Source organism: Nocardia jinanensis, from assembly GCF_014645735.1.
GTDB lineage: Bacteria > Actinomycetota > Actinomycetes > Mycobacteriales > Mycobacteriaceae > Nocardia > Nocardia jinanensis.
Genome location: NZ_BMMH01000016.1, coordinates 87453 through 102060 on the forward strand (window position 1 = coordinate 87453; position 14608 = coordinate 102060).

Annotated in this window: 16 protein-coding genes; 11 read left to right on the forward strand and 5 right to left on the reverse strand. The window is 69.2% G+C overall.

All coding sequences use genetic code 11. The features are described 5' to 3' along the window. Window positions 1–5 precede the first annotated feature (5 nt). The 9 genes from IEY68_RS27985 to IEY68_RS28025 all read left to right on the forward strand — a co-directional run bounded on the left by IEY68_RS27985 (window position 6) and on the right by IEY68_RS28025 (window position 8228). The gene (locus IEY68_RS27985) at window positions 6–1409 is read left to right on the forward strand and encodes a vWA domain-containing protein (RefSeq protein WP_058856971.1); all 1404 of its coding nucleotides are present in this window, start codon (window positions 6–8) and stop codon (window positions 1407–1409) included. Window positions 1410–1518: 109 nt separating this feature from the next. Continuing rightward, entirely contained in the window at window positions 1519–2184 is a 666-nt protein-coding gene (gene nadD, locus IEY68_RS27990) for a nicotinate-nucleotide adenylyltransferase (RefSeq protein WP_058856941.1), read from the forward strand. Between the two features lie 76 nt (window positions 2185–2260). Beyond that, entirely contained in the window at window positions 2261–2740 is a 480-nt protein-coding gene (gene rsfS, locus IEY68_RS27995; RefSeq protein ID WP_229719075.1) for a ribosome silencing factor, read from the forward strand. Continuing rightward, window positions 2737–3396 carry a histidine phosphatase family protein gene (locus IEY68_RS28000; protein WP_058856940.1) on the forward strand — a complete coding sequence of 220 codons (660 nt, stop codon included), beginning with the start codon at window positions 2737–2739 and terminating at the stop codon, window positions 3394–3396. The genes rsfS and IEY68_RS28000 overlap by 4 nt, the downstream gene beginning before the upstream one ends. After that, a complete protein-coding gene (locus IEY68_RS28005) occupies window positions 3386–3562 on the forward strand; it encodes a hypothetical protein (RefSeq protein WP_156426413.1) in 177 nt (58 codons plus the stop codon). The genes IEY68_RS28000 and IEY68_RS28005 overlap by 11 nt, the downstream gene beginning before the upstream one ends. Window positions 3563–3698: 136 nt before the next feature. Next, window positions 3699–4442, forward strand: coding sequence for a diglucosylglycerate octanoyltransferase (octT, locus tag IEY68_RS28010; RefSeq protein ID WP_058856970.1), 744 nt, complete (start codon window positions 3699–3701; stop codon window positions 4440–4442). 3 nt (window positions 4443–4445) lie between these two features. Next, entirely contained in the window at window positions 4446–5288 is an 843-nt protein-coding gene (locus IEY68_RS28015) for a DegV family protein (protein WP_058856939.1), read from the forward strand. 116 nt (window positions 5289–5404) lie between these two features. Next, the gene (locus IEY68_RS28020) at window positions 5405–6304 is read left to right on the forward strand and encodes a ComEA family DNA-binding protein (RefSeq protein WP_058856938.1); all 900 of its coding nucleotides are present in this window, start codon (window positions 5405–5407) and stop codon (window positions 6302–6304) included. Window positions 6305–6596: 292 nt separating this feature from the next. After that, on the forward strand, window positions 6597–8228 hold the full coding sequence (locus tag IEY68_RS28025; protein ID WP_189094525.1) for a ComEC/Rec2 family competence protein: 1632 nt from the start codon (window positions 6597–6599) through the stop codon (window positions 8226–8228). Between the two features lie 90 nt (window positions 8229–8318). On the opposite strand, the gene IEY68_RS28030 is transcribed toward IEY68_RS28025, so the two are convergent. Together IEY68_RS28030 and IEY68_RS28035 are read right to left on the reverse strand one after the other, a co-directional pair. Next, a complete protein-coding gene (locus IEY68_RS28030) occupies window positions 8319–9449 on the reverse strand; it encodes an ARPP-2 domain-containing protein (protein WP_058856937.1) in 1131 nt (376 codons plus the stop codon). After that, window positions 9446–10867 (reverse strand): hypothetical protein, encoded by a 1422-nt coding sequence (locus IEY68_RS28035; protein ID WP_058856936.1) that lies wholly within the window; start codon window positions 10865–10867, stop codon window positions 9446–9448. The genes IEY68_RS28030 and IEY68_RS28035 overlap by 4 nt, the downstream gene beginning before the upstream one ends. 239 nt (window positions 10868–11106) lie before the next feature. Between IEY68_RS28035 and holA the strand changes: the two genes are divergently transcribed. Further along, complete coding sequence (gene holA, locus IEY68_RS28040; RefSeq protein WP_082681660.1) at window positions 11107–12078, forward strand: DNA polymerase III subunit delta; 972 nt, start codon at window positions 11107–11109, stop codon at window positions 12076–12078. Between the two features lie 92 nt (window positions 12079–12170). Here holA and IEY68_RS28045 read toward each other — a convergent pair whose 3' ends face one another. Then, a complete protein-coding gene (locus IEY68_RS28045) occupies window positions 12171–12416 on the reverse strand; it encodes a hypothetical protein (RefSeq protein ID WP_058856935.1) in 246 nt (81 codons plus the stop codon). A gap of 147 nt (window positions 12417–12563) precedes the next feature. Then, window positions 12564–12824: a 30S ribosomal protein S20 gene (gene rpsT / locus IEY68_RS28050; protein ID WP_058856934.1), complete on the reverse strand. Its 261-nt coding sequence runs from the start codon at window positions 12822–12824 to the stop codon at window positions 12564–12566. 316 nt (window positions 12825–13140) lie between these two features. On the opposite strand from rpsT, the gene IEY68_RS28055 reads away from it, so the two are divergent. After that, entirely contained in the window at window positions 13141–13935 is a 795-nt protein-coding gene (locus IEY68_RS28055; RefSeq protein WP_058856933.1) for an aquaporin, read from the forward strand. Between the two features lie 16 nt (window positions 13936–13951). Here IEY68_RS28055 and IEY68_RS28060 read toward each other — a convergent pair whose 3' ends face one another. After that, entirely contained in the window at window positions 13952–14533 is a 582-nt protein-coding gene (locus tag IEY68_RS28060; RefSeq protein ID WP_058856932.1) for a type II toxin-antitoxin system PemK/MazF family toxin, read from the reverse strand. Window positions 14534–14608 lie beyond the last annotated feature (75 nt).

The following is a 14608-nucleotide window of genomic DNA, read 5'->3' on the forward strand; positions in this document are numbered from 1 at the left end:
CCGTGATGGCCACCGGCGACCAGCCGCTCGCCCCGCACGGGCTGCCGGGGCATCTGGTCGGTTTCGTGGAGGCGCTGCGGGCGCGCGGCATACCCGTGGGACCGTCGGAGACGGTGGACGCGGGCCGGGTGCTGTCGGTGCTGGACCTGATGGACCGGGAGACGGTCCGCGAGGGGCTGGCCTGCGCGCTGCTGCGGCGCACCACCCATCGCGGTACCTACGACGGGCTGTTCGATCTGTGGTTCCCGGTCGCATTCGGCGAACGCTCCGCCGCCGCGGAGATCGAGATCCCGTACCGCGAGGACGGCCGGGTCGATATCCCGGAGTTGCGCCGCATGCTGGCCGAGATGCTCGCCGAGGAGGGATCCGGAGAGCAGCAGGCGCTGATGGCCGCCCAATTGGTGGAACAGCTGGGTCAGTACCAGTCGGCGCGCGGTGCGTCGTTCTCGTCGTATCAGGCGCTCAAAGACGTACAACCGCAGACACTGCTCGCGCAGATCCTGGCCGCCATGGCCACCCCGGGGATGAGCGATTTCGAGACCGAGATCGCGCGCCGGGCCGCCCGCACCCGGATCGAGAAGTTCCGGCGCACGGTGGAGGCCGAAACCCGGCGCCGGGTGGCCGAACGCATCGGCAAAGAACGGGTCGCTTCCTACGGAGTCCCGCGGCAGGCCGAGGAAGTGGACTTCCTGCGTGCCTCGCAGACAGAGCTGGCCGAGCTGAAACGCAGCACGCAGCGGCTGGCGCGGATCCTGGCGTCGCGCCTCGCGGTGCGGCGCCGGCACGCCAAACGTGGCGAGATCGACCTGCGCAAAACCTTGCGCAAGTCCATGTCCACCGGTGGGGTACCGATCGACCTGGTGAACCGCAAACCTCGCCCCGGCCGGCCCGAACTGGTGCTGCTGTGTGATGTGTCGGGCTCGGTGGCCGGTTTCAGCAATTTCACATTGCTGCTGGTGAGCGCGTTACGAGAACAGTTCTCGAAGGTGCGGATCTTCGCGTTCGTCGATCACACCGACGAGGTGACCAGGTTCTTCGACCCGCACACCCAGCTCGACGAGGCCATGCAGCGGATTTTCGCCGAGGCCGATATCGTCGGCTTCAACGGCCACTCCGATTACGGCAGCGCGCTGACGAGTTTCGCCGAGGAGTTCCCCGACGCCGTCACCAGCCGCAGTTCGCTGCTCATCCTCGGCGACGCCCGGACCAACTATCGGGACCCGGAGCTCGCGACGCTCGGCGAGCTGGTCGAGACCGCCAAGCACGCGCACTGGCTGAACCCGGAACCACGCACCAACTGGGGGTCCGGCGATTCCGCCGCCGACCGGTACCAGCGGGTCATCGAGATGCACGAATGCCGGTCCGCCGCCCAGCTCACCGCTGTCGTCTCCCGGTTGCTGCCGGTCTGATGCGATACCTCCGCCGACGCTTCGGCCGCCGCGGTCCGCCGGCCGACCCCGCAGACGAAGGCTGATCGGCCGGAAGGGGCCCATGGCCGACCCGTTAAGCTCGACACTCATGCACGGAACAGGCCAGGGCGGACCCAAGCTGGGGGTGATGGGCGGCACCTTCGATCCCATCCACCACGGGCACCTGGTCGCGGCCAGCGAGGTCGCGCACCGGTTCGACCTCGACGAGGTCATCTTCGTACCCACGGGGCAGCCGTGGCAGAAAACCGATCGGCAGGTGAGCCCGGCCGAGGACCGGTACCTGATGACGGTGATCGCCACCGCCTCCAACCCGCGGTTCTCGGTGAGCCGGGCGGACGTGGACCGGAGCAAGGTGACCTACACCGTCGACACCCTGCGTGATCTGCGTACGCAGCATCCGGGTGCCGAGCTGTACTTCATCACCGGGGCGGACGCACTGGCCAGCATCCTCACCTGGCAGGATTGGGCCGAGCTGTTCGAGCTGGCGAAATTCGTGGGGGTCAGCCGGCCGGGGTACGAGCTGAACATCGACCATCTCGCCGACCATCTGCGAGGTATGCCCGCCGACGCGGTCACCATGATCGAGATCCCCGCGCTGGCCATCTCGTCGAGCGAATGCCGCCGGCGGGCGGCCGAGGGGCGGCCGGTCTGGTATCTCGTACCGGACGGGGTCGTGCAGTACATATCGAAGCGGCATCTCTACGTGACCGCTGGAGCGGAAGGTAACGGAAACGTGAACGAGGTGCTGGCATGAGTGGTGCACGCCCGGAGGACAGCAGGACGAGTGGTGCACGCCCGGCGGCGGCTCGTGTGACCGCGGAGGTGGCGCGATGACCGCGACGGACGAAGCTGTGCAGATCGCGACCATGGCCGCGCTGGCCGCGGACGAGAAGCTGGCCGCGGATGTGGTCGTGCTGGATGTCTCCGAACAATTGGTGATCACCGACTGCTTCGTGATCGGTTCGGCGCCGAACGAGCGCCAAGTCAACGCGATCGTCGATAATGTCGAGGAGAAACTGCGCGCGGCCGGCCATAAACCGGTACGCCGGGAAGGGACCCGCGAGGGCCGTTGGGCACTCTTGGACTATGTCGACGTGGTGGTGCACATCCAGCACAACGACGAACGTAATTTCTATGCGCTGGAACGGCTGTGGAAAGACTGCCCCGTCGTTCCGGTCGAGGGGATCGGCATGAGCGAGTCAGGCCCGCAGGCGGTAGCGGAGCGTGACCACGCAGGGCCCTCGCTCATGCCGCGTGGACACGGCGCGCCACCGGCCGCCGGAGAAGAAAGTGCTGGAGAAACCGAGTGAGACAGAAAACCGGTGCGCGCACCCTGATCCTGTTGCGCCACGGGCAGACCGAATGGAACGCCAACGACCGGATGCAGGGGCAGATCGATACCGATCTCACCGATCTGGGCCGGCGGCAGGCGAAAGAGGCCGCGCGGGAACTGGTTTCCCACAAGGCTATCGGCTTGATCTCCTCCGATCTGCGGCGGGCCTACGACACCGCGCAGGCTCTGGCGGAGCATTCCGGGCTGGAGGTGGTCCGGGAGCCGCGGCTGCGGGAGACCCATCTCGGGGACTGGCAGGGGATGGGGGATGTCGAGGTCGACTCCCTGTACCCGGGTGCCCGGCTGGAGTGGCGGATGGACGCGACCTTCACCCCGCCCGGCGGTGAATCGAAGCTGGAGGTCGGTGCCCGCGCGCTGCCCGTCGTCCAGGAGTTGTTCGACGACCGGCAGGATTGGCCCGGCGCCTCTATGATTCTCGTGGCGCACGGCGGACTGATCGCCGCACTCACGGCCGCGCTGCTCGATCTGCCGCCACGGAACTGGCCGGCCCTGGGGGGCCTGGCCAATGCCAGCTGGGTGCAGCTGAGCAGTCACGGCCCGAGCCTGGAGAAGCCCGGCTGGCGTCTCGATGTGTGGAACGCAGCGGCGAAAGTAGCACCCGATGTCATCTGAAGACCTGAACCGGCAGATACCGGACGAACTGTTCCGGAAGGTATCCGCGAAACCGGAGCGTGCTCTACCCGACGCGCTGTTCGGCCCGGCGCCCGAGCAGGTGGAGGCCGAAACCACCGAGGACACCGGCCCCGCCGACGACGGCGACGTCCGGAGGGCAGTCTGAATACCAGGAGGGTCGCGCGGTGACATCCACGACGGAGGGCGCGTATACGCCTGATCCGGAAACGAGTGGCCCGGAAACGGGTCCGGTCGCAGACCGCGGTACCGCGCAACGGATCGGCTCGGACGTGGAAGTCACGGTGGGCCCGGCGGCCACCCCCGCCGGGGACACCGATTCGCGGCGGCCCGTGCTGCTGGTGATCGCGGATTCGCTGTCGTATTTCGGCCCGAAGGGCGGCCTATCGGCCGATCATCCCCGTATCTGGCCGAATCTGGTGGCGGCCGAACTCGATTGGGATGTCGAACTCGTCGCCCGGATCGGCTGGACCTGCCGGGATGCCTACTGGGCGCTGATCGGTGACCCACGGGTGTGGGCGGCCGTACCGCGCGCCGGTGCTGTGGTCTTCGCGGTCGGCGGGATGGATTCGCTGCCCTCGCCGCTGCCCACGGCACTGCGCGAACAGATCCGCTATCTCCGGCCGGCGGGCCTGCGCCGGGTCGTGCGCTCGGTGTACCAGTGGATCCAGCCCCGGGCCGCGAAACTCGGCCGTCCGGTGGCGCTGCCGCCCGCGCTGAGCGTGGACTATCTGGAGCAGTGCCGGACGGCGCTCGGGCAACTACGGCCCGAACTACCCGTTGTCGCGGTACTGCCCTCGGTACACGATTGCGCGGCCTACGGCCGGGTGCACAGCGGCCGCGCACCGGCCGTGCGGGCACTGGAGGCCTGGTCGGCCCGTACCGGTGTGCCGCTGGTGGATCTGAAGGCAGCGGTCCACGACAACATCTTCTCCGGTGACGCCAACCCCGACGGGATCCACTGGGGGTGGGACGGGCACACCGAAGTCGCCAAAGCGATGGTGAAAACTCTGCAAGAGGTCGGGTGAGGCGTGGCGGTCGTAGTCGTCACCGATTCGTCCGCCAGTCTGCCCGCGGAGTTGATCGGCGAACTGGGCATCCGGGTGGTGCCCCTGCATGTGCTGGTGGGCGACAGGGAGATTCGGGAAGGTATCGACGAGGTCGCCATCGACTACGCCGCCGAGACCGTCACCACCTCGGCACCTTCGCCGGGTGAGCTCCGCGACGCCTACGTCGAAGCCCTGACCCGCAGCGGCGGTGACGGTGTGGTCGCGGTCCACCTGTCCCGGCAACTGTCGGCGACCTGGGAAGCGGGGCGGCAGGCCGTCCGGGATATGGACGCCACGGAGTCGGTATTGCTGGTCGATTCACTCGGCGCGGGCCTGGCGACCGGGTTCCCGGTACTGGCTGCCGCGCGATGCGCGGCAGCCGGAGGGGCCCTCACGGAGGTGTACGAGGCGGCGGTACGGGCAGCGTCGAGTTCCCATACGTTCTTCGTGGTCAACCGGACCGAACAATTGCGCCGCGGCGGACGGCTGAGTACAGCGGCGGGTTTCTTCGGCAGTGAACTGGTCAGCAAACCGGTGCTGCAACTGGTCCAGGGGCGGTTGGAACTGCGTGACAAGGTGCGTACGCGGTCGAAGGCATTCGCGAAACTGGTCGCGGCCGCCGCGGAAGCCGCCGGGGCGGGTACGGCCGCGATCGGTGTGCAGCATCTGGACGCCGCCGAGGCCGCGGAATCGGTGACGACGCAGCTGCGCGAACGCATTCCGCAGGCCGGGGAGATTCTCACCGCCGAATTCGGGCCGGCGCTGGCGGTCCATCTCGGGTTCGGTGCGGTCGGGGTACTGGTCCTTCCCGGCGGTTGCGGCTGAAGCCCTGATATGGCTCCCGGCCATCGCTCATCCACAGGGCCGGGTTATCCACAGGTTTACCGAACCCCCAGGTGGGAGTGGTCGATCGGCGCTGACCCGGGCCTAACGTCGCGGGCATGGCACCAGACGACGAGCACGGGCGGGTACGCAGACAACTGGGCGGACATCTCGGGGAGTCACCGCGTGACGATCCAGGGGCGGGGCGCCAGTGGCCGGCGACCGCGCTCGCCGACGACGATGCTGTACGCACTCCGCGCTGGCTCGACGAGGAACCCGGCCCGGACGATTGGCGAGACCGCCTGATCCCCGCCCGATTCCGGGGCACACGCCTGGATGCCGGGCGGCGCGGGGTGGCCACCATGGCGGGTATCGGTCTGCTCACCGCACTCGTCACGGTCGTGGTGCTGCTGTGGGACCGGCCTGTCGCGCAATCGGTCCCACCGTTGCCCGCCATACAGCCGGCGGCTGTGCCGGTGGATTCCCCGGTACCCCCGGATACTCCGCTCCCGGCGGGGGAGCCGGTGCCCGCCCGCGCGCAACCCGCCGAACTGGTGGTGAGCGTGGTGGGCCTGGTCAACCGGGCCGGTCTGGTGCGGCTCCCTTCCGGTGCCAGGGTCGCCGATGCGCTCTCGGCGGCGGGTGGGGTGCTCGACGGCGCCGATCTGGCCGGCCTCAACCTGGCTCAGCGGCTGGCCGACGGCGACCAGGTCCGGGTGGGGCCCACCGGATCGGGTGCACCGCCGCCGGGCAGCGCGACGATCAGCGGTGGCGCCGGAGGAACGGCGCCCGCCGGCGCGGCCGGTGATTCCGCCACTGCCACCGGTACTCCGGTGGATCTGAACGCCGCCACCGAAGCCGACCTCGACGCACTGCCCGGGGTCGGGCCGGTAACGGCCAAGGCGATCATCGCCTGGCGCGAAATCAACGGACGGTTCACCGAAGTGGAGCAGCTGGCGGAAGTCGACGGTATCGGCCCGGGCCGGCTGGCGCGGCTGCGCGAACTGGTGACCGTATGACGGCGTTTCCGCTGCGGGCGAGCGACTCCGAAGGCGCCGAACTGTCGCCGGGTGCAGATTCAGGTCGTCGGCTGTTGCACGAGCCGCGCGACATACAGGGGGTCCGCAGTCGGAGAACCGGTCGTGGCCCGGGGTCCGGTGCCCGGCGGAGCCGGTACAGCCGCACTCGGGAGACGGGTTCGATACGAACGGTATGGGCCGCTCTCATCGATGACTTCACCGGCCACCCGGGTTGCGGGCGAGGCCGCCGACTGCTCTGGCAGATGGTGCGAATATTCGGACAGGTGTGCCGGTGAGCTCGAAGCCGGGCACCGCGGTCCGGGACCGGGAGGCAGGGACGAATGCCGAAGCGGTCATCGCGGATCAGGTGCTGGATGCACGACTGCTACCGGCTACGCTGACCTGCTGGTCGGTCACCATCCTCGCGATCGGTGCCGGGTGGGTCACCGGGGTGATCGTCGCCTGCGCGCTGGCAGTGCTCGCCCTGGTGTCGTGGGGACTGCTGTGGACCGGTATCGCCCACCGCAGCGAACGCCGCCGTGTCGTCGCGACGATGGTGCTGGGCGCCGCGCTGATCGGCTCGGCATTCGCCTGCGCCGGGTCATGGCGGGAGCATCAGGTCGGCGTGCACCCGCTGCGCTCGGTGCCCGGCGCGGCGACGATCGATGTGGTGATGGTGCCGGGCGACGATCCGAAACCGGTGCGCAGCAGTGGTTCCGGAGCCGGGCGGCTCTGGGTGGTGCGCGGCGATCTGCGGGAGTTCCGGTATCGCGACCGAGTGGTGCGCGGCGGTGGGGCGTTGGTCGTCCTGGCGGCGGGACCGGTCTGGGGTGAGCTGCTGCCGGGGCAGCCGATCGAATTCCGGGCGCGGCCCACACCTCCGCGGCAACACGATCTCACGGTGGTTACTCTGCGGCCGGTGGGTGAGCCCGCCGTCGCGGGACCGCTGCCGTGGTGGCAAGCGGCCGCCGATTCGGTGCGTTCAGACCTGGTCGCGGTAGCCGGCCGGGCGCTCGCTCCGGACCCGGCCGGATTGTTGCCCGCGCTCGTCGTCGGCGATACCTCGGCACTGAGCGATCGGGTGCACGACGACTTCGTCACCGCCGGTCTCCAGCACCTCACCGTGGTCAGCGGTGCGAATTTTTCCATTCTGCTCACCGCCGTGCTCGCCGCCACCCGCCTGCTCACCGTGGGTCCGCGCCTGTCGCTGCTCTGTGCCGCGGTGGCGCTGGTGTCGTTCGTGATCATCGCCCGGCCCGATCCGAGTGTGCTACGAGCGGCCGCCATGGGATCGGTGACGCTGCTGGCCCTGCTGACCGGCCGCCGCAAACAAGCACTTCCCGCCCTGTGCGCCGGGGTGATCGGTCTGCTGGCGCTGTGGCCCGCTCTCGCCGTGCAGGCCGGGTTCGCCCTCTCGGTCCTCGCGACCGGGGCCCTGCTCCTGCTCGCCCCGAGCTGGTCCGATCACCTGCGGGCCCGTGGCTGGTGGCGGCTACCGGCCGAACTGGTCGCGGTGGCCGCGGCGGCCTTCGTTGTCACGACACCGATCACCATCGCGCTGTCCGGGAGGCTCAGCCTGGTCGCCGTCGTCGCGAATATCCTCGTCGCCCCGGTGATCGCCCCGATCACCATCGGCGGAGCCCTGGCAGCCGCGGCGGCTTCCTGCTGGGATCCGCTCGCCCAGCTGATCCTGCGCACCACGGGACCCCCGCTGTGGTGGCTGCTCAGCGTGGCCACCGAGGCGGCCGCCCTTCCGGGCGCGGAGATCACGGTCCCGGATGGTTCGGCCGGCGGCCTGCTCGCCGCGGCGGTCGTCGCCGGAGGGATCACGGCTCTGCGGCTACCCCGGGTACGGCGAGTACTGGCGGCCGTAGCGATCGGAGCTCTCGCCGCCTACGTGATGCTGATTTTCTGGCTCAGCTGATCTGCGGCGGCGCCGGTTCGCCGGTGCCGGCGGCGTGCCGGCCGGGAGCGCCGCCGTGTGCGAAGGGGCGGGGTGGGTAACCGGGGGCGGCTAGTGCGAACGGCGCGTTCGCGCGCGATAGCCGTCCAGGACATCGCGGCGCAGCAGATGGCCGAAACCGGCGGACTCCAGCCGTGCGCCGAGCTGGGCTTCGGTAATGCCCAGCTGGGCCGCGGTCTCGGCCGGGTGCCAGTCCGCGGCGGCGAGCCGGTTGAGCAGATATCCGCGCCGCACCTGGTTCTCCCCGAGCCGGAAGGTCTTCAGGTACACCACCCGGCCTTTCGCGTCGGTGATCGTCTCGCCGATGTGGTTCTCCCGTTTCAGCTGGAACGGCGGCAGGAAACGCGACAGGGTGAAGCGGCCCATCCGGTGCACCCGCTCCCATGTGTACGTGCTGTCGACCAGGCCGTCGGCCATGGTCGTGTCGTGGAAGTGAATCCAGGCCCGCTCCTGCTGGGTGGCATGCGCTCTGAGGTCGGCGATGGATCGGATCCCGGAATCGGGCAGGCGGACGCGGAACTCACCCACCGGCGGGTGGAAGGAGTAGTGGTGGATCAGTTCTCCGTACAGGTCCTGCACCAGACTGGGATGCAACATCCGGTAGTCGTCCGGATGCGGTACCACGAAGCCCGCGGCGAGCGCGTCAGCGACGTAGATCAGCACACCGCACTGGTCCGGATGGATCTCGAAAACCCGCAGCGCGTCCGGTAGTCCGCTCACCTCCGCCCCCAGGTAGGCCTGTTCTGTGCGCGGCGAAAGACCGTTGCGCAATGCTCGTCGCGACCACTCTTCCCAGGCGATCACCGGACCACCGAAGTGCAGGGACAGATAACCTTCCAACGCCAGGTGCAGGGGGAGGAAACGGAGCCGGGTCCGGCTCTGCCGCCGTGCCATCCGGTGCGGGAAGTGCAACCGCATCCGGTCCGGCCGAGTGGCGGCCAGTTGTGTGCCGTAGGCGGCGGTCGGTACGCCGTCACCGCTCCAGTCGGCAACGAAACCGTGTGGAATATAGGAGGTGTAGTGGTGACGGCCGAGGTCGACGACGCCGAGTTCCGCGTCGTAGAGCTCGGCGTGCAGCCGTAACCCGGCCACCGGGTGCGCGCGCAGTAGTGGTACCAGCCGTATACCACCCCGGACCTGGGCGGGACCGGTGGTCGGACCGCTGAGGTCCAGAGCGGTCATCGCGCCTCCAGGAATTGCCGGATCCGTGCGTCCAGATAGGCCGTCAGCTCGGATAATCCGGTATGCCCGGCGGCGAAATGGGCCAGTTCCACCAGGGCCGGGAGATCTTCGGCATCCCGGATCCCGACGGTCGGCACAGTCGCGGACAGCCGGCGGACCTCGAAATCACCGGCGTCGTACACCGGGTTGAGGTGCACGATATCGACCCGGCTGTCCGTATCCAGGCAGGTACGCCAGACGCGCAGTACCTCGGCGGCCAGGCCGGGCGGGGCGTTGTCCCAGCCGTCGGAAACGATGACGAGCCGGTCGGGTGCTGAGTCGAGGGCGTCGATGATCCGGTGGCCGAGTGGGGTGGCGCCGTAGGGATAACCGAGGACGGCATCGGTACGACCGGACGTCCACAGCGCGATGTATTCGGCGGCGAGCGTACGCAGCAGGTAGTGGGACGCGAGAGCCACGGCGAGCGGCCGGCGTCGCTTCGCGGTGGATCCGGAACTGGAGAAGCTGTCGTCCAGCACGGCCGCGACCCGGCCCCAGCGCCCGGACTCGGTGCCGGCCGCACGACGCGCCGCGGTGGCCAGGGCTTCGTCTAGTTCCGCGCGGCGCCGGACCCGATCGTCGAGCGGGAGCGACAGGACATAGGAGGCCAGCCGGGTCAACGGCATGCGGCGCAGCTCCGTGTGTACCGCGCCCGCGTCGTGCCGGCGGGCGCTCTCCTGGAGGCGCAGCTGTTCCAGCCGGGTCATCCGGGGTGCGATGCGCTCGAGGAATTCGCCGCGGTCGATTCCGCGGCGGGCGGCGAAGCCCTCGGCGACCGTGAAGGGTAGATCGTAGAGCTTGTTCTTCGCGTAGTGGGCCTCGCGCCAGGCGTTCAGCAGCGGGGCGGTGAACCGTGTACCGCCGTGCGGTGCGAACAGGAACTCACCGACTTCCTCGTGCGGGGGTGCGAGATGGGTATGCCGCAGGGTCAGCTCGAGCGCGTTGCGGTACTTCACGGCATCGAGAGTGGGATCGGTGCGGCTCGCGAGCCAATCACGGATGATGGCCCGGGTCCGGCGATTGTTGACCCCCGCCTTACGCAGATCACCGAATAGCCGGTAGACGCGCTGCGGCGGTAGCGATCCCAGTCGCCGTGCGATCAGGCGGCCCTCGGTCCGCCGCTGCGCCACGTTCGCCTCGCCCGCGGAGTCCAGTAACCGCCGGATGATCAGCGCCGCATTGTGGTCGTTGATATCGAGGGCCAGCGTCGCGGTGTAGAGGTCGCGATAGTTACCGAGCACATAGTCGTGCAGAAAATCCAGCGACAGCCGCTGGTGACTCTCTCCCGAATGGAATTCACGCTGGCCGGTCGCGGTGATCGCGGCGTTGGCGAACACCAACACATCCTCGGCGGCAAGCCGATCGCCGCGCGCACTCATACCTACCCCCGGCCATCGTTGGGCGCCGGCCGGGGAATGGGGGTGCGAACAGCGAATTGGCTGCGGTAGAGGCAACGTCCGGAAGTCGCGCCGGAGTCCCGCGGCCGGCGCCTCGGACGGTAGCAAAGGCCGGTAGCGCCTGTCTCCTGGTTATCCCCCGCCAGGGGGAATGGAAGCGGATCCGGCCGCATCGCCCGGGCTGCGGCGGGCGGTCGGGGCGCCGCCGTACGATCGGAGCCGTGAGCGAGCGACCTGCGGCCCTGCATCTGGTGCTGGGCGATGAGGAACTGCTGATCCAGCGTGCGGTGGCCGGGGTGGCCGGGCAGATCCGGGCAATCGCCCCGGACCCGGAGGCGGTGCCGGTGGACCGGCTGCGGGCCGGTGACGCCGGCAGCGCGGAGTTGGCGGAGCTGCTGAGCCCCTCGCTGTTCGCCGAGGATCGGATCATTGTTCTCGAGGCCGCGGACCAGGCGGGCAAGGATGCTGTGGCCGTGATCTCCGCGGCCGCGGCCGCGCCGCCCGACGGGGTGGTGCTGATGGTGGTGCACTCCGGCGGGGGCCGCGCCAAAGCCCTGGTCCCGGAGCTGCGGAAGGCCGGGGCGGTGGTACACGAATGCGCGAAGCTCACCAAGGCCTCGGAGCGGACCGAATTCGTCCGGTCCGAATTCCGGACGGCCGGGGTACGGGCCGCCGCGGATGTGGTGCAGGCGGTACTGGACGCGGTGGGGTCGGAGCTGCGCGAGCTGGCGGCGGCCTGTTCGCAGCTGGTCGCCGATACCGGGGGCAAGCTGGATGTGGCGGCAGTGCGCCGGTACTACTCAGGCAAGGCGGAGGTCTCCGGGTTCGAGGTCGCGGATCTGACGGTCGCCGGGAACCGGGCGGGCGCGGTGGAGGCGCTGCGCTGGGCGCAGGACCGCGGGGTACCGCATGTGGTGCTGGCCGACGCACTGGCCGATTCGGTGCACACCATCGCGAAGGTGGGCTCGGCGGGTCGGGGAGATCCGTTCAAGCTGGCGGGTCCGCTGGGAATGCCGCCGTGGAAGGTGAAGAAGGCCCAGGGCCAGGCCCGTGGCTGGACTCCGGCCACGATCGGGTCGGCGCTGCAGGTCGTGGCGACGCTGAACGCTGATGTCAAAGGTGGCGCCGCCGACTCCGGGTTCGCACTCGAGGACGCCGTTCTGAAGCTCCTCGCTCTGCACGGACGCAGCTGACGGACCGGTGATCGGCCGGGCGGGGGAGGGCCGCGTCGTGCTGCGCGATTCGAGAGCGCCGTGTGCTGCGCTGTTCGTCCGGCGCCGAGTTGCTATTCGACGGCGCTGAGCTCCAGTGCTTCCTCGGCCGCTTCGTCGTAGCGGCCGTCCCATTCTTCGTAGACGGGGGTCTCCTCGTCTCGAGTGACCATCCAGACCACCACGTGCCCACCGTCGTCGTCGGCCGGGGCCAGCACGTTTTCGATCTTCACTCCGATACCGAGGACTTCGGCCGCCCGGATCACACCGGGCAGATCCTCGGCTTGGACTACCGATTGGTTCGCATACACCGTAACCATGCGCCGCATGCTACGGCAGGGAGCGCGGGCCCGGCTCGGCGCCATCCGGGAACACCGAGAAATGCGCTGCTGACCGGGGGTGGCGACACCAAAAGCCGCCACGGTCCTCAATGCCGCGGCGGCTGTGCGTCGAAAGTATTCGGAAGGTCAGATCTTGTTGAGGGCGGTCGCCATCGCCGACTTCTTGTTGGCGGCCTGATTGGCGTGGATTACGCCCTTGGACGCGGCCTTGTCGAGCTTGCGGCTCACGAAACGCAGGCGCTCGGCGGCGCCTTCCTTGTCGCCGGCCGCGGCAGCGGTCCGGAAGGCACGGATATGGGTGCGCAGTTCGGACTTCACCGACTGGTTGCGCTGACGCGCGGCCTCGTTGGTGCGGATCCGCTTGATCTGGGACTTGATATTTGCCACGCCGGTATCCTCTGGTTCCTGTCTGGTTCGGTCGGAAAGTCTGTGTGCACCCCCGCCCTGGTGCTCATCCACCAGGGGAAACAACCGGGCACGGGGTAGGCAACGCCGAGTGGCCAGGTTACCAGGCCCTGGCAGCGCGACGAAATCGTGGGCCGATCGTCATATCGTGGGCGAGTCGATGTCGTTGTGTGGACCGATCGTCGCGCGTAAGGTCGCCCGCGATCAGCGTAGGTGTTTTTCCCAGCAGGACCCAGGTTTCCCGGTGTGCGCCCCCGGAAGCAGGCGGGGCGGCGATCCTCTCGGAAGGTGGACCGGTATGTCTCCCACTGCGCAGGAAAAAGAAGCAGTCCTCGAGGGCGTCGAACCAGCGGTTCCGTCCGACCCCAAGAAATGGGCCGCCGAGGCGTTCGGCACGTTCGTGCTGGTGATGGGCGGTGTGGGGACAGCGGTACTGGCGGGGGAGAAGGTGGGGCCACTCGGTGTCGCGCTGGCCTTCGGGCTGTCTCTGCTGGTCCTGGTGTACGCGATCGGGCCGGTCTCGGGCTGTCACGTGAACCCGGCCGTCACGGTGGGCCAGTTCCTCATGGGCCGGTTGTCACCGGTCAGCGCGGCGGGCTACATCGTCGCCCAGGTGGTGGGCGGTCTGGTCGCGGGGCTGGTGCTGTTCGCGATCGCGAAGAACCTGCCCGCCTACGACCGCGCTGCCGACGGGCTGGGTGCCAACGGCTGGGGTTCGCACAGTCCGTCGGCGGTCACCGGTCCCGCGGGTGAGGTGGTGATCCAGAACGGCTACGGCTCGGCCGCCATGATCATCATCGAGGTGATGCTCACCGCGCTGATGGTCTTCGTGGTGCTGGCCGCGACCGATCGCGTTTCCGAGATTCCGCAGGCGGGTCTGGCCATCGGTTTCACCCTCGCGGTGATCCACCTGATCTCGATCCCGGTCGACAACACCTCGGTGAACCCCGCGCGCAGTCTGGCGGTGGCGCCTTTCCAGGACGGCGCGATGGGACAGCTGTGGGCCTTCATCGTGTTCCCGCTGATCGGCGGTGTGCTGGGCGCGCTGGTCTACGGCATGTTGTTCGGCCGCTCCCGCGACCTGGAGGTCTGACCGCCCCGGCCGCCCGTCAGCTCCAGTGGTATTCGCGGACGAGCCGGTGGGCGACCAGATCGAACAGTGTGCGCGGCAGGATTGCGCCCTCGCGGCGGATACCGTCCTCGGGGACGTCGAGTACGCGGTCCAGCCGCACCCAGCTGTCGCGGCCCTGGTGGTCCCAGGTGCCGGCCCCGATCCCGATCCAGTCCGGATCGTTGCCGCGTACCGGGTTGGAGCTGAGCATGAGCCCGAGCAGGGTGGTGGCGTCGCGTCCGACGACCAGCACCGGGCGGTCCTTGCCGTTGTTCGGATCCTCTTCGAAGGGGACCCAGGTCCACACGATCTCGCCGGGGTCGGCGCGGCCGTCCAACTGGGGCGCGTATACGACACGGCGGGCGCGCTGGGCGGTCGGCACCGGAGTCGACGCCGCGGGCCGCACCGGGATACCACCCGGGCCGGCGGGGCGGCGGTCACGGCCCGATCCGTCACGTGCACTCCGGCGGTCGAGCAGGGCCCCGACCAGTCGCGGCGCCTGCCGTTTGACGATCTTCGGACCCTGTTGTCTCGCGATCGCGGTGAGTTGCTTGCCGAGACTGTTCCAACTTCGGGCCATCTCAGGAGAATAACGCCACCCCGCCAACGGCGTTATCGCCTCCGGCGGACCGCGGCGGGACCTGGGGCGCAGTGG

Excerpts from the sequence above, each read along its gene's own strand:
- IEY68_RS27985 (WP_058856971.1), top strand. The coding sequence starts at position 6 with ATGGCCACCGGCGACCAGCCGCTCGCCCCGCACGGGCTGCCGGGGCAT.
- nadD (WP_058856941.1), top strand. The coding sequence starts at position 1,519 with ATGCACGGAACAGGCCAGGGCGGACCCAAGCTGGGGGTGATGGGCGGC.
- rsfS (WP_229719075.1), top strand. The coding sequence starts at position 2,261 with ATGACCGCGACGGACGAAGCTGTGCAGATCGCGACCATGGCCGCGCTG.
- IEY68_RS28005 (WP_156426413.1), top strand. The coding sequence starts at position 3,386 with ATGTCATCTGAAGACCTGAACCGGCAGATACCGGACGAACTGTTCCGG.
- IEY68_RS28020 (WP_058856938.1), top strand. The coding sequence starts at position 5,405 with ATGGCACCAGACGACGAGCACGGGCGGGTACGCAGACAACTGGGCGGA.
- IEY68_RS28030 (WP_058856937.1), bottom strand. The coding sequence starts at position 9,449 with ATGACCGCTCTGGACCTCAGCGGTCCGACCACCGGTCCCGCCCAGGTC.
- IEY68_RS28035 (WP_058856936.1), bottom strand. The coding sequence starts at position 10,867 with ATGAGTGCGCGCGGCGATCGGCTTGCCGCCGAGGATGTGTTGGTGTTC.
- IEY68_RS28045 (WP_058856935.1), bottom strand. The coding sequence starts at position 12,416 with ATGGTTACGGTGTATGCGAACCAATCGGTAGTCCAAGCCGAGGATCTG.
- IEY68_RS28055 (WP_058856933.1), top strand. The coding sequence starts at position 13,141 with ATGTCTCCCACTGCGCAGGAAAAAGAAGCAGTCCTCGAGGGCGTCGAA.
- IEY68_RS28060 (WP_058856932.1), bottom strand. The coding sequence starts at position 14,533 with ATGGCCCGAAGTTGGAACAGTCTCGGCAAGCAACTCACCGCGATCGCG.